This is a genomic window from Nocardia sp. NPDC046473, assembly GCF_040645995.1.
Taxonomy (GTDB): Bacteria; Actinomycetota; Actinomycetes; order Mycobacteriales; family Mycobacteriaceae; genus Nocardia.
This window is the reverse complement of the sequence record NZ_JBEYZJ010000017.1, coordinates 50,544-67,759: the sequence shown is the minus strand read 5'-3', so window position 1 is coordinate 67,759 and position 17,216 is coordinate 50,544. Positions and strand designations below refer to the sequence as shown.

Annotated in this window: 19 protein-coding genes; 12 read left to right on the top strand and 7 right to left on the bottom strand. The window is 66.5% G+C overall.

The window, feature by feature from the left end; all coding sequences use genetic code 11:
* The first annotated feature begins 6 nt into the window (after nt 1-6).
* Genes ABZ942_RS43430 through ABZ942_RS43420 form a run of 3 tightly spaced genes read left to right on the top strand, consistent with a single transcriptional unit; the run spans nt 7 to nt 1,960 of the window.
* On the top strand, nt 7-654 hold the full coding sequence (locus ABZ942_RS43430; RefSeq protein WP_357392146.1) for a hypothetical protein: 648 nt from the start codon (nt 7-9) through the stop codon (nt 652-654).
* 44 nt (nt 655-698) lie between these two features.
* The gene (locus ABZ942_RS43425) at nt 699-1,364 is read left to right on the top strand and encodes a TetR/AcrR family transcriptional regulator (RefSeq protein ID WP_357392144.1); all 666 of its coding nucleotides are present in this window, start codon (nt 699-701) and stop codon (nt 1,362-1,364) included.
* Entirely contained in the window at nt 1,361-1,960 is a 600-nt protein-coding gene (locus ABZ942_RS43420; RefSeq protein ID WP_357392142.1) for a TetR/AcrR family transcriptional regulator, read from the top strand. Before ABZ942_RS43425 ends, ABZ942_RS43420 begins: the two co-directional genes overlap by 4 nt.
* On the opposite strand, the gene pip is transcribed toward ABZ942_RS43420, so the two are convergent.
* The 5 genes from pip to mptB form a co-directional block, all read right to left on the bottom strand.
* Nucleotides 1,957-2,934: a prolyl aminopeptidase gene (pip, locus tag ABZ942_RS43415; RefSeq protein ID WP_357392140.1), complete on the bottom strand. Its 978-nt coding sequence runs from the start codon at nt 2,932-2,934 to the stop codon at nt 1,957-1,959. The genes ABZ942_RS43420 and pip overlap by 4 nt on opposite strands.
* A gap of 116 nt (nt 2,935-3,050) precedes the next feature.
* Entirely contained in the window at nt 3,051-4,019 is a 969-nt protein-coding gene (locus ABZ942_RS43410) for a heme A synthase (protein WP_357392172.1), read from the bottom strand.
* Between the two features lie 66 nt (nt 4,020-4,085).
* The gene (locus ABZ942_RS43405; protein ID WP_357392138.1) at nt 4,086-4,877 is read right to left on the bottom strand and encodes an ABC transporter permease; all 792 of its coding nucleotides are present in this window, start codon (nt 4,875-4,877) and stop codon (nt 4,086-4,088) included.
* On the bottom strand, nt 4,874-5,806 hold the full coding sequence (locus tag ABZ942_RS43400; protein ID WP_357392136.1) for an ABC transporter ATP-binding protein: 933 nt from the start codon (nt 5,804-5,806) through the stop codon (nt 4,874-4,876). The genes ABZ942_RS43405 and ABZ942_RS43400 overlap by 4 nt, the downstream gene beginning before the upstream one ends.
* Complete coding sequence (mptB, locus tag ABZ942_RS43395) at nt 5,803-7,497, bottom strand: polyprenol phosphomannose-dependent alpha 1,6 mannosyltransferase MptB (protein WP_357392134.1); 1,695 nt, start codon at nt 7,495-7,497, stop codon at nt 5,803-5,805. Before mptB ends, ABZ942_RS43400 begins: the two co-directional genes overlap by 4 nt.
* Before the next feature lie 105 nt (nt 7,498-7,602).
* Here mptB and ABZ942_RS43390 point away from each other — a divergent pair, with 105 nt between their 5' ends.
* The 9 genes from ABZ942_RS43390 (at nt 7,603) to ABZ942_RS43350 (ending at nt 15,337) form a co-directional block, all read left to right on the top strand.
* On the top strand, nt 7,603-8,343 hold the full coding sequence (locus ABZ942_RS43390) for a TetR/AcrR family transcriptional regulator (RefSeq protein WP_357392132.1): 741 nt from the start codon (nt 7,603-7,605) through the stop codon (nt 8,341-8,343).
* Between the two features lie 39 nt (nt 8,344-8,382).
* Nucleotides 8,383-8,547, top strand: coding sequence for a hypothetical protein (locus tag ABZ942_RS43385; RefSeq protein WP_357392130.1), 165 nt, complete (start codon nt 8,383-8,385; stop codon nt 8,545-8,547).
* Nucleotides 8,548-8,903: 356 nt separating this feature from the next.
* On the top strand, nt 8,904-9,707 hold the full coding sequence (locus tag ABZ942_RS43380; RefSeq protein ID WP_357392128.1) for a metalloregulator ArsR/SmtB family transcription factor: 804 nt from the start codon (nt 8,904-8,906) through the stop codon (nt 9,705-9,707).
* Entirely contained in the window at nt 9,704-11,140 is a 1,437-nt protein-coding gene (sufB, locus tag ABZ942_RS43375; RefSeq protein ID WP_357392126.1) for a Fe-S cluster assembly protein SufB, read from the top strand. Before ABZ942_RS43380 ends, sufB begins: the two co-directional genes overlap by 4 nt.
* On the top strand, nt 11,140-12,384 hold the full coding sequence (gene sufD, locus ABZ942_RS43370; protein ID WP_357392124.1) for a Fe-S cluster assembly protein SufD: 1,245 nt from the start codon (nt 11,140-11,142) through the stop codon (nt 12,382-12,384). Before sufB ends, sufD begins: the two co-directional genes overlap by 1 nt.
* A 73-nt stretch (nt 12,385-12,457) precedes the next feature.
* Nucleotides 12,458-13,234, top strand: a complete 777-nt coding sequence (sufC, locus tag ABZ942_RS43365) for a Fe-S cluster assembly ATPase SufC (protein WP_357392122.1) — start codon at nt 12,458-12,460, stop codon at nt 13,232-13,234.
* A 1-nt stretch (nt 13,235) separates the two neighbouring features.
* The gene (locus ABZ942_RS43360; protein WP_357392120.1) at nt 13,236-14,489 is read left to right on the top strand and encodes a cysteine desulfurase; all 1,254 of its coding nucleotides are present in this window, start codon (nt 13,236-13,238) and stop codon (nt 14,487-14,489) included.
* 3 nt (nt 14,490-14,492) lie between these two features.
* Nucleotides 14,493-14,972, top strand: coding sequence for a Fe-S cluster assembly sulfur transfer protein SufU (sufU, locus tag ABZ942_RS43355; RefSeq protein WP_357392118.1), 480 nt, complete (start codon nt 14,493-14,495; stop codon nt 14,970-14,972).
* Nucleotides 14,969-15,337 carry a metal-sulfur cluster assembly factor gene (locus ABZ942_RS43350; RefSeq protein ID WP_357392116.1) on the top strand — a complete coding sequence of 123 codons (369 nt, stop codon included), beginning with the start codon at nt 14,969-14,971 and terminating at the stop codon, nt 15,335-15,337. Before sufU ends, ABZ942_RS43350 begins: the two co-directional genes overlap by 4 nt.
* A gap of 18 nt (nt 15,338-15,355) precedes the next feature.
* On the opposite strand, the gene ABZ942_RS43345 is transcribed toward ABZ942_RS43350, so the two are convergent.
* Together ABZ942_RS43345 and ABZ942_RS43340 are read right to left on the bottom strand one after the other, a co-directional pair.
* Nucleotides 15,356-16,159: a DUF6801 domain-containing protein gene (locus ABZ942_RS43345; protein ID WP_357392114.1), complete on the bottom strand. Its 804-nt coding sequence runs from the start codon at nt 16,157-16,159 to the stop codon at nt 15,356-15,358.
* Nucleotides 16,160-17,059 carry a type IV toxin-antitoxin system AbiEi family antitoxin domain-containing protein gene (locus tag ABZ942_RS43340; protein WP_357392113.1) on the bottom strand — a complete coding sequence of 300 codons (900 nt, stop codon included), beginning with the start codon at nt 17,057-17,059 and terminating at the stop codon, nt 16,160-16,162.
* Nucleotides 17,060-17,216 lie beyond the last annotated feature (157 nt).

The following is a 17,216-nucleotide window of genomic DNA, read 5'->3' as shown; positions in this document are numbered from 1 at the left end:
GACATCATGACCACGAACGAGCCAGCCGACGCGTCGGAAACCGCTACAGTGCCTGTGAATGTCGCCGCCTCGACGCCCGAGACTGCCGCTGCCTCGACGACCCCAGCTGTTGCCGCGCCTTCCGCAGCGCCGAACAGCGTGCGGCGCAATGGGATCGGCTACGTCCTCGGCGGCCTCACCGTTCTGCTCACGGTGCTCAGCATCGCGCTCGGCCTATCCTGGCAGTCGACTTCCGACGATCTCAGCGCGCTGCGCCAGCAGAACGCCGACCGGGACAAGGCCGCCGAGATCGCGAAGGACTACACGCTGCGCTCGCTCAGCTACGACTACAAGAGCCTGCCCGCATTCTTCGACGGCGTGCAGCGCGGCACCTCCGACGCGCTGCGCAAGCGCTACGACGAGGTGCACGACACGTTGGCGAAGATCATGACCGAGGCGCAGGTGGTGGCCACCGGGCAGGTGCTCGGCACCACGGTGGACGCGCAGGGCAACGATCAATACTCGGTGACGGTGTTCGCGACGCAGAAGACACAGAACATCCAGCAGCCGACGCCGGCGACGGTGCCGAACCTGCTGGTGGTCACCGTGGCCAAGAACGGCGGCAACTGGCAGGTCGTCGACTACGGCCCGAAGGGCGAGGCAGCGGCGCGTTGATAAGCTGACGAGCTATTTGTCCTGGTTCGTCGAGAGGGAGTGCTGTGCCGGAGCAGCCCCGCCGTGGTCGGCCGCCGCTGGCCGGTCTGCCGGAACGACGCAGGCAGCAGATCACCGAATCGGCGTACGCCGTGTTCGTCGAGCGCGGGTACGAGGCGACCGCGATCTCCGATGTGGCCGCGCACGCCGGTATCGGGCAGGGCACGGTGTACCGGTACTTCGGAAGCAAGCGCGAAATCCTGGATCATGTGGTCGATTTCGGCTTCGGGAAGCTGATCGACGCGTTGGAGCCGCAGTCGCTGCTGAGCCGTCCGACGTCGGCCGAGGAGTTGCTCGCCGGAGTGCGAGCGGCCATCGTGCGGTTGTACGCGATGCTGGAGCACGAGCCGGACTTCATCCGGCTGGTACTGGTCGAGGCGAGTGCCATCGACAAGGAGCTCAGTGATCGGCTGCTCGGTCTCGAGTTGCTCGTCAGTACCTTTGTGGCACAGGAACTTCGGCGCGGTGTCGCGGAGGGTTGGATTCGGGCGGACATTGATCCCGAGGTGACCGCGCATATCACGATGACCCTGGTGGTGCCGGGGTTGTTGCAGGAGATGCGCGGCGACAATACGCCGCAGGCGCGGGAACGGGCCACCGCCGGAGTGCTCATGTTGCTCGAAAAGGCGTTGCGGCCACGCGATCCCGTCGTGGCCGGACCTGCTCGATGATTGCTGCCAAGCGCCGCGCGGAGCTCGTTTTCTCCGCTTATGAGCTGTTCGTGGACAAGGGTTATCGCTGCGTCGTCGTTGCCGATATCGTCGCTCGCGCCGGCGTCAGCCATGGCACCTTCTACAACTACTTCACCAACAAGCGTGACATCCTCGATGCGGTCATCGATCACTATTTCGCGTTGATCCGGGACCGTGTGTTCGCTCGGGCGGTGACCGACCCGCTTCCGCAGACCCTCGACGAATTCTGCGCGCTGTTCGCGCGCATCATCGATCACTGCTACGAATTGGTCGCCGACGAACCGGGTTTGGTGACGTTCATCCTCATCGAGGCGACTTCGATCGATGACCAGGTCGCCGAGCGGTCGATCCAGAATCTGACGGTTTACGGTGACGAGGCCACCGGTTGGATCAAGAACGGGATCGCTCTCGGGTACCTGGATCCCGCACTCGATCCGAGGTTGACCGGTGAGATCCTGCTCTCGATTCTGTTGTCCGCCTTGCTCTCCGCGATCCGGGCCGGAGCCGACGGGCTCGATCAAGGCCGGGTCCGGACCGACCTTGTCGGGTTCGTCCGGGCGGCACTCGAACCCTAGCGGCGGGCAAAGCGGGCGGTGGCCTCGAGGATCGTCGTGACCATGGTCGGGCTGCCGGTGTGGCCGGAGTCGTCGATGACGTGCAGTTCGGCATCGGGCCAGGCCTGCGCCAATTGCCAGGCGGTCTGCAAGGGAGTGCTGAGATCCAGTCGTCCGTGGATCAGCACCGCCGGGATTCCGGCGAGTTTGTGCGCGTCGCGGAGTAGTTGTCCGTCGGGGAGCCAGGCGTTGTTGGCGAAATAGTGCGTGCAGATCCGGACGAAGGCGAGCATGGCGGCGTCGGGCTTGCTGCTGTATTGGCCCGGGTTGCCGAGGGATTCGTGCGAGATGACGGCGTCCTCCCACGCGCACCAATCGCGCGCCGCCTTCGCGACCACCGCAGGATCGGGGTTGTTGACCAAACGGCTGTACGCGGCAACGAGATTCCCGTTCCGCTCGGATTCCGGCAGTGCGTCACGGAAGGCCTCCCACGGTCCCGGCAGGAAGCGGGCGACACCGTGATAGAGCCAGTCGGTCTCTTCCGGACGGGTCATGGTGACGCCGATCAGGATGATCTCCGAGACCCGCTCGGGATACCGTTCGGCGTAGGCCAGGATCAGCGTCGAACCCCAGGAACCGCCGTACAGCAGCCACTTTTCGATGCCGAGGTGGACCCGCAGCAGCTCCATATCGGCGATCAGGTGCTCGGTGGTGTTGTGCGTCAGATCGACGTTCGGGTCGGCGGCGTGCGGCAGGCTCTCGCCGCAGCCACGCTGGTCGAACTGGATGACGCGATAGATCGCGGGATCGAAGCTTTTACGCGCGTTCCGCTTACCTCCGCTGCCCGGTCCGCCATGCACCACCAGAGCGGGTTTGCCGTCCGGATTACCACTGGTCTCCCAGTAGACCTGGTTACCGTCCCCGACGTCCAACAGCCCATGCGCATACGGCTCGATATGAGGAAACGGCTGTGCCACTACGTTTTCCGTACCCATCGCAACTCCCACCTATCGACTCCGACCCGTTCCGAGCGTAGTCAACCGGACTCACAGGCATCCACAGACCTCACAGGGAGTCCTGGCCCGGTGAGGCGTATGAGGGGCTCTATGGGTTACGCGGACTGCTTCGCGGGGGCCGGAACGTCGACCGTTTCGCGGGTGCGCAGTGACGCCCACAGGGCGGCGGTGGCAGCGACGCAGGCGGCGGCTCCGCCGACATGGATCACGACGAGAGCTGCTGGGACGTTGGTGAAGTACTGCACGATGCCGACCAAAGACTGCGAACAGACCAGCGCGAGCAGCACGAACAGGCGTTTGCGGACCGCTGGAGTGATACCGACCGCGAACAGGCCGAAGGCCAGGCCGATCAGCAGCGCCAGGTAGCCGACGAGCAGCTGGGAATGCAGGTGCACCAGGGTGACGATCTCGACCTGCAGGCGCTCGACCGGCCGCTCGATGCTCTTGTCGCCCGCGTGCGGACCGGCGCCGGTGACCAGGGTGCCTGCGATCAGCACGCCGCTCATGGCGACAGCGCTGAGCGCGGTGAGCCAGCGCAGCGGCGCGGGCGCCTGCACGGTCTCGATGCCGTCGTCGGGTTGGTTGATCTTCGCGTAGAGCACCACGGACAGCCAGACCATCAGCATCGACGCCAGCAGATGCACCGAGACGGTCCACCAGAGCAGGCCGGTGCGCACGGTGATGCCGCCGATGATGCCCTGCAGCAGGGTGCCGCCCGGCATCAGCCAGGCGTAGGTCAGCACGTCACGACGCCGCCGGGCGCGGGTGACCGCGAGCACGATCAGCGCGGCGCACAGCGAGACGGCGAAGGTGAGCAGCCGGTTGCTGAACTCGACGGTCTGATGCAGCACCGGCACCTCGGAGACGCCGATCGGGGTGAAGCTGCCGGGGAAGCACTGCGGCCAGGTGGGGCAGCCGAGGCCGGAGGCGGTGACCCGGACCACGGCCCCGGTGACCGCGATGCCCGCCTGCGAGAGGATGACCGCGATCGCGATCAGGCGCTGCACCCGCAGCGAGGGCAGCGGCAGCTTGTCGACGAGTCGCAGAAAGGCGCGATACAGCACGTCACGATGGTAGAGCACGGTCAACTACACGCTGTCGTTGGTACCGAGCGCGGGCCGTGCGGTGCGCTATTCGAAGCGGAAGTAGCGGGCGGCCAGCACGCCGGAGACCGCGCCCCAGCCGGCGAGCACGGCGATGCCGAACCAGTCGATGCTGCTGCGCATCGCGTCCTCGAGCGTGACCGCCAGTGCGCCGGAAGGGATCAGGCGGGCAAGCACATTCACCGCGGTCGGCAGATCGTCGGAGGCGAACACCACGCTGGCGATGCCGAGCATGACGAACCATAGGATGTTCGCCAGCGCCAGCACGATCTCCGCCTTCAGCGTGCCGCCCAGCAGCAGGCCCATCGTCGCGAAAGTGGCGGTGCCGAGCGCGATCACGAGCGCGCCGAGCGCGAGTCCGGCGGGCTCGGGTCGCCAGCCGAGCGCGAAGCCGATGGCGCCGAGCAGAATCGCTTGCAGCACAACGACGATCAGCACCGCGGCGCTCTTGCCCGCGATGATGCCCCAGCGGGGCAGCGCGGTGGCGCCCAGCCGCTTCAGCGCGCCGTAGCGGCGGTCGAAGCCGACGGCGATGGCCTGGCCGGTGAACGCGGTCGACATGACCGCCACCATCATCACCGCGGGCACGATCTTGTCGACCCGGTCATCGCCCAGGTCACCGAACGGCAGCAAGGTCAGCCCGACCAGCAGTGTGATCGGAATGAACATAGTGAGCAGCAGCTGTTCGCCGTTGCGCAGCAACAGGATCAGCTCGAGTCGCGTCTGCGCGAGCATCATCGCGGCGCGCGAGTTCGGGCGTGGATCGGGCGCGAAGGTGCCCGGCGCGAAGCGGTTGGTGGTCAGGTCGGGCTGGGTCATCCGCGTAGGTCCCGTCCGGTGAGTTCCAGGAAGACGTCTTCGAGCCTGCGCTGATCGATCCGAATGTCGGTGGCCAGCACGTTCACTCGCGCGCACCAGGCGGTCACGGTCGCGAGCACCTGCGGATTGATCTCGCCTTCGACCAGGTAGGTGCCCGGCGTGGTCTCGCGTGGCGAGAACCCTTCGGGCAGAGCCGATTTCAACAGATCCAGATCGAGTTTCGGTGGGGCGGTGAAGCGTAACTGCCCGGCGGCGCCGTGCGCGGTCACCTCGGCGGGTGTCCCGGAGGCGACGATCCGGCCGTGATCGATGATCACCAGCTGATCGGCGAGCTGCTCCGCTTCATCCATCAGATGCGTAGTGAGCACGACCGTCACCCCGTCACGCCGCAGTGCATCGATCAGCTCCCACACGATCAGCCGCGCCTGCGCGTCCAACCCCGCAGTCGGCTCGTCCAAGAACACGATCTCCGGCTTGCCGACCAGCGCACAAGCCAACGCCAATCGCTGCTGCTGCCCGCCGGACAATCGCCGGTAGGGCGTGCTGCGGTTGTCCTGCAGCCCCAGCGTGCGCAGCAACCATGCGGGATCCAGCGGATCAGCGGAATACGCGGCGACCAGATCGAGCATCTCGCCCGCCTTCGCACCCGGGTAGGCGCCACCGCCCTGCAACATCACCCCGATGCGGGGCCGCAGGCGATCGGAATCGGCGATCGGATCGAGCCCGAGCACGCGCACCGACCCCGAGTCCGGCGTCACGAACCCTTCACACATTTCGACGGTGGTGGTTTTGCCCGCCCCGTTCGGACCGAGCAGCGCGAGCACCTGCGCCCGTTCGACATCGAAGCTCAAACCGTCGACCGCAGTGGTCTCGCCGTATCGCTTGACGACACCGTCGACGCGAACGGCAGGTCCGGAGGCTCGGGTCACGATGTCACACCGTAAGACGTGGGCAGCTGTGACGGAGCCGACACCCCCCGCTGGCCGCGCCACGGCAGTTTGTTACGGGTGATCACGATGAACAGCACCGAGACGATCACGGTGGCGATGGCGGCGCCGACGATCTGGAACACCTCGAGGTCGGCGCCGCGCGGCATGAGGATGACGCTGACGACCGCCGAGAAGGCAACGGCCGGAACGCGGAACGCGGGCCGGGTGGCCCAGGCGGCCAGCGGCACGATCGCCCACAGCACGTACCAGGGCTGCACCACCGGGAACAGCAGCACGATCGCGCCCATCGCGACGCCGAGCGCGCCGACCGGATGCAGCCGCCCGGCGCCGGTGGCGACAAGCATGCGCACGGTGAGGAAGCCCGCGATCACCGCGGCGATCGGCCGGGTGATGCTCAACAGCGCGGTGGTGTGGTCGCCGAGGCCGAGCAGCACCCCGCCGAACCCGGTGATGATGCCGAGCACCGTCGGCACCGACATCCAGCTGCGCACCGCGTTGGCGACATTGAGGGTGTAGATCCAGCCGAAGCCGAGCCCGCTCATCGAACCGATGAAAAGTGTTGTGCCGATGGCGATCGCGCCGAGCATGGCCGCCGCGACGGCTACGTTGCGCAGCGTGAAACCCCAGCGCCGGGCCAGCGCCATGCCGACGAAACCGAGCGCGACGATCGAGGTCAGCTTCACCGACGACGACATGGTGATGACGATCGCCCCGAAGATCAACCACGTATAGGCACGTCCGTCGAACGGATGGATGTCCTCGATGGCGCGCAGGCAGAACTCCATCCCGGCCAGCATCAGCCCGAGCATCAGCGCGTCGTTGTGCACGCCGCCGACCAGGTGGAACAGCACCAGCGGATTGGCGGCACCCAGCCACAGCGCGCTCACCGGCGCCACGCCACAACGCACCGAAAGTCTCGGCAGCGCCCAGACGATCAAGGCGACGCCGGCCAGCGCGAGCATCCGGTGCACCCACACGCCCGCGATGATGTTGTCGCCGGTGATTTCGGCGATGCCGCGGCCGATCCACAGGAACAGCGGCCCGTACGGCGCGGGTGTGTCACGCCAGATGGTCGGCACGTTGTTGGTCAGCACGTTGTCGATGCCGAGCCCCGCGACCGGTCCCTCCTGATAGGGATCGATGCCGCGCGCGGCGATTTCGCTTTGCGCCAGATAGGAATACACGTCGTTGCTGAACAACGGCGGCGCGACGCTCAACGGGATGATCCAGAGCAGCAGCGTGCGGTCGAGCTGGGAGCGGCTGAGCCGGTGGCGCGGGGCGCCGCCGATACCGCCGACCGCGAAGCGGCCGAGCAGCAGCCAGGCGAGTACCACCACGACCGTGCCGGTCATGCACATGGCGAGGGAGCCGGTGTGCGCGCGAGCGAAGATACCGAGGACGCGCACGCCCGAGGTGGGATTCTGGTGCACCGGTTGGGCGCCGATCCCCAGGGCACTGATCGCCATCAGGACGGTGCCGGTCGCGCCCATCAGGCGGATGCGGTCGAGTTGGACGCGTTCCTTCGGGTCGAGGCCGGGGACTTCGGTCTCGTCCTGGTGCAGGACCGCGATCGTGTGATCGGCGGTCGGCACGTCCAACCCGAGTGCTCGGCGCCCGAATGCCAGTGTCCTGCGCCGCGCGCCCTCCAGTACCGCCACGAGACGAAGCATAAGGGGCGCGGTCGGGCGGAGTCCGGCCACTGACCATGCAACCCCCGCTGACGGGCAGTGCTCGTTCCGTTCGGCAGCGTCGCCGACCGGGGCACAATCAGACATATGGTTTCGGAGTCCAGGCGGCGGATCGAAGTCGCCGCGTGCGGGCTGCTCGCACGGCACGGATATCACGGGTTCGGTCTGAAGGCGTTGAGCGAGGCGGCCGGATTGCCGTATGGCTCTATCTACCACCACTTTCCAGGCGGCAAGGAGGAGATCGCGGTCGCCGCCATCACCGGAACCGGGACGCTGACGGGGAAGATGATCCGGCAGGCGCCGACGGATGTCTTCGCGACGACGACCACCATCTTCGACTTCATGGTCGGCAAGTTGGCCGCCTCCGAGTGGGACGACGGGTGTCCTATCGGCACGCCCGCGCTGGACGGCGGCAGCGACGTCGAGGCGATCCGCGCCGCCTGCGCGACGGCCTTCGAGGCGATGGAGCAGGCGTTCGCCGGAATGCTCGCCGAATTGGGGTTGTCCGCGCCGGATGCGGGGGAGTTGGCCACCACCGTGGTCGCCGCGTACGAGGGCGCGACCATGCTGGCCAGGGCGCGACGCTCGGAGGCGCCGCTGCACACGGTGGCCGCGGCGATGGAACGGCTTATCCGGGTGACGTTCACCGAGGCGGGGTTGCCGAGTGCCGAAGCGGTGGCGGCGGATACGGGTCCGTCGGGCACCGGATCGTCGGATATCGACAGGGGGATGCCGGAGGTGGACGCGGCACCGTCGATCGAGGCGAGAGTCGAGGCCGCCGCCGCGGAGTCCACCGGATATGTTCCGGAAGTTGTTGCTGAGCAGTGAAATTCACCGCACGGCACTGACTCTCTTGCGGCGTATGCCATGCCTGCCGGTCGTGCGCATGCTCGACCCGCCAACCCCGAGGTGCTGGAATCGGTCACTGCGGGCCGGTTCGATCCGTCGCTGGTGACTACTCGGACAGCAAACTGGGGCGAGGCCGTCGACGCGCTTTTGGAGACGCCGATGAAGCTCGTCGCCGTCCGCTGAACGGTCTCGATGAAGTGGTCAGATGACCATGTGTGATGTAACGCACTGGACCCGATGAGCGCGAGAAAGATCGTCGACGCGTCGGTCGCCGAGATGACCGACCAGTCGGCCGCGAACAATTCGCACGCCGGAGCGTTCCGGAGACGCTCATCGAAACTGCAGCTCAGAGGCCATATTTGCGGCTGTTTCAAGGTCAGTCTCAAATATCGGGCCAATGCGACCTCGATTGGCAACTCCGCCGCAGCACCGATCGCGCTTCCGGCGACCCGGCAACAGCGGTCTGTGCAGGTCACGAGCCCTGAGAACTCAGGGCACCCTTATTAGATTTCGGGAACGAATTCCGCCACACTGATGTTGTGAAAACCGTGGGTTTGCGGAGCGAGGACGAAAGGGCTGGTCGTAAGGCCGGTACCGGGTCGTCTGCTGCGTCCGCGACCGCAGGCGAGGGACATACCCGCGCGGCCATCGTCCAGCTGCTGCTGGAAGAGGGTCCGATCACCGCGACCGCCATCGGCACCACCTTGGGGCTGGCGCCGGCCGGCGTGCGGCGCCACCTCGACGCACTGATCGACTCCGGTCAGGCTCGGGCCAGCAGGTCCGCGCCGTGGCAGCAGAAGGGGCGCGGCCGCCCCGCCAAGCAGTATCAACTCACCGCCGCCGGCCGTGGCCAACTGGGTCACGCCTACGACGACCTGGCCGGCGCCGCGATCCGCCAGCTCGGCGAGATCGGTGGCGACCAAGCCATCACCGAGTTCGCCAGGAAACGGGCCAGGACTATCGTGGCCGGGATCGCACCGGTCGACGAGCACACCCCGCAGCAGACCGAGGCCAAGGCCGAGGAGATCGCGGACGCGTTCACCGAGGCCGGTTTCGCCGCCTCCACCCGCAAGGTGGGCAACGGCGTGCAGATCTGCCAGCACCACTGCCCGGTCGCGCACGTCGCGGAGGAATTTCCGCAGTTGTGCGAGGCGGAACTCGAGGCGTTCCGTGACCTGCTCGGCACGCATGTGCAGCGGCTGGCCACGATCGCCAACGGCGACTGCGCGTGCACGACCCACGTGCCGCTGCTCGTACTACCGATTACCACCAAAACTTCACCAGAAATCGCTGCACAGCCCGCAGCGGTACGAACGAACGACTCCGGAAGGAGTGCCGAATGACGACAACCACCGACCAGGTGCAGCCGCTCACTCAGGAAGAGACCATCGCTTCCCTGGGGAAATACGGCTACGGCTGGGCCGATTCGGATGTGGCCGGAGCCAGCGCGCAACGAGGCCTGTCCGAGGCGGTTGTTCGCGACATCTCGGAGAAGAAGAGCGAGCAGGACTGGATGCTCGACATCCGGCTCAAGGCGCTGCGCATCTTCGATCGCAAGCCCATGCCGAACTGGGGCTCCAACCTCGACGGCATCGACTTCGACAACATCAAGTACTTCGTGCGCTCCAGCGAGAAGCAGGCCGCCACCTGGGACGACCTGCCCGAGGACATCAAGAACACCTACGACAAGCTCGGCATCCCCGAGGCGGAGAAGCAGCGCCTGGTCTCCGGTGTCGCGGCGCAGTACGAGTCCGAGGTCGTCTACCACTCCATCCGTGAGGACCTGGAGAAGCAGGGCGTCATCTTCCTCGACACCGACACGGCGTTGAAGGAGCACCCGGAGATCTTCAAGCAGTACTTCGGCTCGGTGATCCCCGCGGGCGACAACAAGTTCTCCGCACTGAACACCGCGGTGTGGTCGGGTGGCTCGTTCATCTATGTGCCGCCCGGCGTGCACGTCGACATCCCGCTGCAGGCCTACTTCCGGATCAACACCGAGAACATGGGCCAGTTCGAGCGGACCCTGATCATCGTCGACGAGGGCGCCTACGTGCACTACGTCGAGGGCTGCACCGCGCCGATCTACAAGTCGGACTCGCTGCACTCCGCGGTGGTCGAGATCATCGTGAAGAAGGGCGGCCGCTGCCGCTACACCACCATCCAGAACTGGTCGAACAACGTCTACAACCTGGTCACCAAGCGGGCCAAGGCGGAGGCGGGCGCGACCATGGAGTGGGTCGACGGCAACATCGGCTCCAAGGTCACCATGAAGTACCCGGCGGTCTGGATGACCGGTGAGTACGCCCGTGGCGAGGTGCTCTCGGTGGCGTTCGCCGGCGAGGGGCAGCACCAGGACACCGGCGCGAAGATGCTGCACCTGGCGCCGCACACCTCCTCGAACATCATCAGCAAGTCGGTGGCGCGCGGCGGTGGCCGGGCCTCCTACCGCGGCCTGGTTCAGGTGAACAAGGGCGCGTACGGGTCCAAGTCGACCGTGAAATGCGATGCGCTGCTTGTCGATACGATCAGCCGCTCGGATACCTACCCCTACGTCGACATCCGCGAGGACGACGTGACGATGGGGCACGAGGCCACGGTCTCGAAGGTCTCCGAGGACCAGCTGTTCTACCTGATGAGCCGCGGCATGACCGAGGACGAGGCGATGGCCATGGTGGTGCGCGGCTTCGTCGAGCCCATCGCCAAGGAACTGCCGATGGAATACGCGTTGGAACTGAACCGGCTCATCGAGCTGCAAATGGAAGGGGCCGTTGGCTGATGTCGACTGGCGACAGTAGTTTGTTGGGTCGCTCCGCAGGCTCCGCCCTGGCCGAAGCGGTAGCGGGCGAGAACCCCTCCAAGCCGATTCAGAACCCGGGCGCGGGCGCCGCGGTCAACAAGGGCGAGGTCTTCACCTCGTTCGACGTCGACAAGTTCGAGGTGCCGTCGGGCCGTGACGAGGCGTGGCGGTTCACCCCGCTGCGCCGCCTGCGCGGGCTGCACGACGGCACCGCCGTCGCGAATGGTGCTGCGGGCGTTGCGGTTACGACGGTCGACGGCGTTACCGTCGAGACTGTCGGACGCGACGACGCCCGCCTCGGCCAGGCTGGGCAGCCTGCCGATCGTGTTGCGGCCCAAGCGTATTCGGCGTTCGAGTCGGCCACCGTGCTGAGTATCGCCGCCGAGACCGAGGTGGCCGAGCCGGTCGTCGTGACCATCACCGGTCCCGGCGTCGGCAAGGTCGCCTACGGCCACCTGCAGATCCGGCTCGGCAACTTCGCCACCGCCACCGTGGTGATCGACCAGCGCGGCAGCGGAACCTACGCGGAGAACGTCGAATTCGTGCTCGGCGACAGCGCGCGGCTGACCGTGGTCGCCGTACAGGACTGGGCCGACGACACCGTGCACGTCGCCGCGCACCACGCGCTGCTCAACCGCGACGCGACGTTGCGGCACACCGTGGTGACGATCGGCGGCGACCTGGTTCGGCTGACCCCGACCGTCAAGTACGCGGGCCCCGGCGGCGACGCCGAGCTGCTCGGCCTGTACTTCGCCGACGCAGGCCAGCACTTCGAGCAGCGCCTGCTCGTCGACCACTCGCAGCCGCACTGCAAGTCCAACGTCGTGTACAAGGGTGCGCTGCAAGGCGATCCGGACTCCGGCAAGCCCGACGCGCACACCGTGTGGGTGGGTGACGTGCTGATCCGCGCCGCCGCCGAGGGCACCGAAACCTTCGAGCTGAACCGCAACCTGGTGCTCACCGACGGCGCGCGCGCCGACTCGGTGCCGAACCTGGAGATCGAGACCGGCGAGATCGTCGGCGCCGGACACGCGAGCGCCACCGGTCGTTTCGACGACGAGCAGCTGTTCTACCTGCGCGCCCGCGGCATCCCGGAGGACGTGGCGCGACGCCTGGTGGTGCGCGGCTTCTTCCACGAGATCATCCAGAAGATCGCGGTCCCCGAGATCCGGGAGCGGCTGGAGTCGGCCATCGAGGCCGAGCTCGCCGCTGTCGGCGTCTGATCCGCCGCGCGACTGCTTGCAGGTCGCGCGCAACAACTACCGCACTCATACCCCACAAAGGAACTCGAATTCGATGACCACCCTGGAAATCAAGGACCTGCACGTCGAGGTCGCCAACCCGGACGAGTCCGGCGCGCCCATCCAGATCCTGAAGGGCGTCAACCTCACCATCAACTCCGGTGAGACGCACGCCATCATGGGCCCGAACGGCTCCGGCAAGTCGACCCTGTCGTACGCGATCGCCGGCCACCCCAAGTACACGGTGACCTCCGGCTCGATCACCCTCGACGGCGAAGACGTCCTCGCGATGACCGTCGACGAGCGGGCGCGCGCGGGCCTGTTCCTGGCCATGCAGTACCCGGTCGAGGTGCCCGGCGTCTCCACGTCGAACTTCCTGCGTACCGCCGTCACCGCCGTGCGCGGTGAGGCGCCCAAGCTGCGGCACTGGGTCAAAGAGGTCAAAGAGTCGATGGCCGAGCTGGAGATCGACCCGGCCTTCGCCGAGCGCAACGTGAACGAGGGCTTCTCCGGCGGCGAGAAGAAGCGCCACGAGATCCTGCAGCTGGGCCTGCTCAAGCCGAAGATCGCCATCCTGGACGAGACCGACTCCGGCCTGGACGTCGACGCGCTGCGCATCGTCTCCGAGGGCGTCAACAAGTACAAGGAGCGCGAGAACGGCGGCGTGCTGCTGATCACGCACTACACCCGGATCCTGCGCTACATCCAGCCGGAATTCGTGCATGTCTTCGTCGGCGGCCGCATCGTCGCCGAGGGCGGCTCGGAACTGGCCGACGAACTCGACGCCAACGGCTACGTCCGTTTTACTCAGACTGCTACCGCGGGAGCCTGATATGACCGCCACGGTCCGCACCCTCGACGTGGCCCGCATCCGGGCCGACTTCCCGATCCTGAGCCGCACGGTTCGGGACGGGAAACCGTTGGTGTACCTGGACTCCGGCGCGACCTCGCAGCGGCCCCTGGCGGTGCTCGACGCGGAACGCGAGTTTCTGGTGACCCACAACTCGGCCGTGCACCGCGGTGCGCATCAGCTGGCCGAGGAGGCGACCGACGCCTACGAGAACGCCCGCGCGGACATCGCCCGGTTCGTCGGGGTTGAAGCCGACGAGATCGTGTTCACCAAGAACGCGACCGAATCGCTGAACCTGGTGACCTACTCGTTCGCCGACGACCGGTTCCCGTACCACGTCGGTCCTGGTGACGAGATCGTCATCACCGAGCTGGAGCATCACGCGAATCTTGTTCCGTGGCAAGAGCTTGCGCGCCGGACCGGTGCGACATTGAAGTGGTACGGCGTGACCGACGACGGCCGGATCGATCTCGATTCGCTCGAATTGTCGCCTGCCACCAAGGTTGTCGCGTTCACGCATCAGTCCAACGTGACCGGTGCGATCACCGATGTCGCCGAATTGGTCCGCCGCGCAAAGGCGGTCGGCGCGCTGACCGTGCTCGACGCCTGCCAGTCGGTTCCGCATATGCCGGTCGATTTCCGGGAGCTCGGCGTCGACTTCGCCGCGTTCTCCGGGCACAAGATGTTCGGTCCGTCCGGTGTCGGCGTGCTGTACGGGCGTCGCGCGCTGCTCGCGGAGACGCCGCCGTTCATCACCGGTGGCTCGATGATCGAGACCGTCACCATGGAGGCGACCACGTACGCGCCGCCGCCGCAGCGGTTCGAGGCCGGCGTGCCGATGACCTCGCAGGTGGTCGGATTGGGCGCTGCCGTGCGGTATCTCGAAGCGCTTGGCATGGATGCCGTTGCGGAGCACGAACATTCGCTGGTCGGTGCCGCGATCGAGGGCCTGAATGCGATCGACGGGGTGCGGATCATCGGTCCGATCGAGAACGTGGATCGTGGTGGCGCGGTGTCGTTCGTGGTCGACGGGATCCACGCGCACGACGTCGGGCAGATTCTCGATGACGAAGGTGTCGCGGTGCGGGTCGGTCACCACTGCGCGTGGCCGCTGATGCGCAGGCTCGGCGTGCCCGCCACCGCGCGTGCCTCGTTCGCCGCCTACAACACCCTCGACGAGGTGGACGCACTGGTCGCGGCCGTGCGGAAGGCTCAGAGCTTCTTCGGAGTTGTATAGAACATGCGCATGGAGCAGATGTACCAGGAAGTGATCCTGGACCACTACAAGCACCCGCACCACCGCGGGCTGCGGGAGCCGTTCGGTGCCGAAGTGCACCACGTGAACCCGACCTGCGGTGACGAGGTCACTTTGCGCGTGCAGCTCGACGACAACGGCGATGTCGCCGACGTCTCCTACGACGGCCAGGGCTGCTCGATCAGCCAGGCCTCCACCTCGGTGCTCACCGACCAGGTGATCGGCCTGCCGGTGCAGCAGGCGCTGAAGGTGGTCGACTCGTACCACGAGATGATCTCCAGCCGCGGCGCCGTCGAGGGCGACGAGGACATGATCGGTGACGGCATCGCCTTCGTCGGCGTCGCAAAGTACCCGGCACGCGTCAAATGCGCGCTGCTCGGCTGGATGGCGTTCAAAGACGCGGTCGTCCGGATAACCTCGGCAGAAGAGGCGCAACGTTCGATGGGAAACGGGGACAAGGGATGAGCGAGACACCGGCAACCGAGACAGCTGAGCAGGTCGAGCTGTCTGCCGAGGACATCAAGCGCCTCGAGGACCTCGAAGAGGCCATGCGCGACGTCGTCGACCCCGAACTCGGCATCAACGTGGTCGACCTCGGCCTGGTCTACGGCCTGTCCGTACAGGACGAGGTCGCCATCCTCGACATGACCCTCACCTCCGCGGCCTGCCCCCTCACCGACGTCATCGAGGACCAATCCCGCAACGCCCTCGTCCGCAGCGGCCTGGTCGACGACCTCAAGATCAACTGGGTCTGGATGCCCCCGTGGGGCCCGGACAAGATCACCGAAGACGGCCGCGAACAACTCCGCGCCCTCGGCTTCACCGTCTGAGTTCTGGCTTGCGCGCGGCTATCCGGCCGCGATGATCTGTTCGGTTCCGAGCGTGGTGTCCGTGCCGACGGGGCTGAGCTGACACTGAGCTTGATCGGATGCCTCGTTGTTCTGGCTGCCGTCCGCATTCTGGGCGACGGACGTGACGATTGTTGTGTCGAGGAGGCGCACCGTAGCGGTACCCACACTGTCCATGGTCGCGCCGGCGCCGGTATTGGTAGCGCTGAGGGCGATGGAGGTGCCTGTCGTGGGCAATGCCACGAGGGAACCGACCAGGTGGTCCGGACCGCCGTTCACCTCATGGGTGCCGATCACGGCTGAGGTGCCAGTTTCGACGACTGCCAGGGCCGTTGCCGCCCCGGCTTGGCGCGCGATTGCGACAGCTGCGCCGGGGAGCTGCACAGTCGCGGTGAGTGTGATGGCGCCGACCGGCTGGTTCACCGGAACCGCGTCCGGCAGGTCCCCCGTGGCATGCACAGATGTCGGGACATGCTGGCCGTAGAGCGAGCAGTCGAAGTTGATGGTTCGGTCGATGTGGGTGGTCGCGGCGGCGGGCCCGGCCCCCAGGACCAGTCCGGTCGTCGAGAGTGCAACGGCGGCAAAAACACTGGCGGCCAGGCTGATGCGGTTGTGCATCGTGATCACTTCTTTCAGAGAGCGAAGCAGGTCGATCTCCCTTACCGTAAGCTCGTCGAAAACTATTGTCGGGACAGCAGATTCAGTGCCAGCAGGGTTGGTGCCACGACATCTTCCAGCGCACCCCACCCCGTCGCGCAGTACCGGGACGTCGAGTCGAGTCAAATGGTCGCTTTTGAAGATCATCTAGCGACCATTTGACTCGACTCGACGGCGGTTGATTGCCTGCCTTATCGGGTGGGTGAACAATTCGGGCTGATGGAGGACCGTCAGGGCGGTGGCATAGAAAATTGTCCAGCCGCGGGTAGCAAGATGGTTGTGGCGGACGTTGTCCCTTGCGGCGGCATGCATACCGGTATGCCAAGCGACGCTGTCGTATTCGAGTCCGATGCGATACTCCGGCCAGCCGAGGTCGAGTCGGCGGGGGCCGTCCGGGGTCCGGACTTCCAGTTGTGGCTGCGGGTGGGGGAGCCCCGCATCGATGCAGCGCAGCCTGGTGCGTGACTCCATCGGTGACTCGGCTCGGCCGTCCACCAGGTCGATCAGCCCGGCGGCCTGCCGGAAGCCGCGGCGGCGGTGATGGCGGGTGAGCTCCTCGCGGAGCTCGTCTGATGAGAGCCCGAGGCGGCTTGCCGCGTCCAGCGTAGCCAATGCGTCCATCCGGTTCAGGGTGCGTGCAAGGTCGATTGTGGTACGCGCCGGGGTGGTGACCGATACGCCGTTTATCGATGCCACCTGGGTGGGGTCGAGTCGATCCTGGTGCACAACAAGGTGTTTCGACCGAGACAGTTGCACACCCAGCACATGTGTGGTGTTCCGTTCGACGACCGAGAAGCCGTGTAGCTCGGCGGCCGTGTCGTACGCCGCGATCAGGACTGGCAAGCCCATCGACAGGCGCGCCGCCTCGACACGCAGTTCGGGTCCCGGCTGCACGGTCGCCTCCCGGTAGACGCCATGGAACACCGGCACCCACTCGCCACGGTGCAGGCGCGCGCGCAACTCCGCCCGGGTATATTCGATCCGCGCCTGCGCAGTGGTGAACACACCGAACTGCTTATCCCGCAACCCCTCCAGTTGTGGCCTCATGCCCACCAGCATCGAGCACCGCCCCGTCACTCCCCGCTACCTCACCTGCACAAACAACTCCCCTGTGCATAGCTGCCCAGCTGGGGATGGCCATCGAGTCGAGTCAAATGGTCGCTAGAATGGTAATGGGCGGGGCCCGAATAATCAGGAGAGAGGG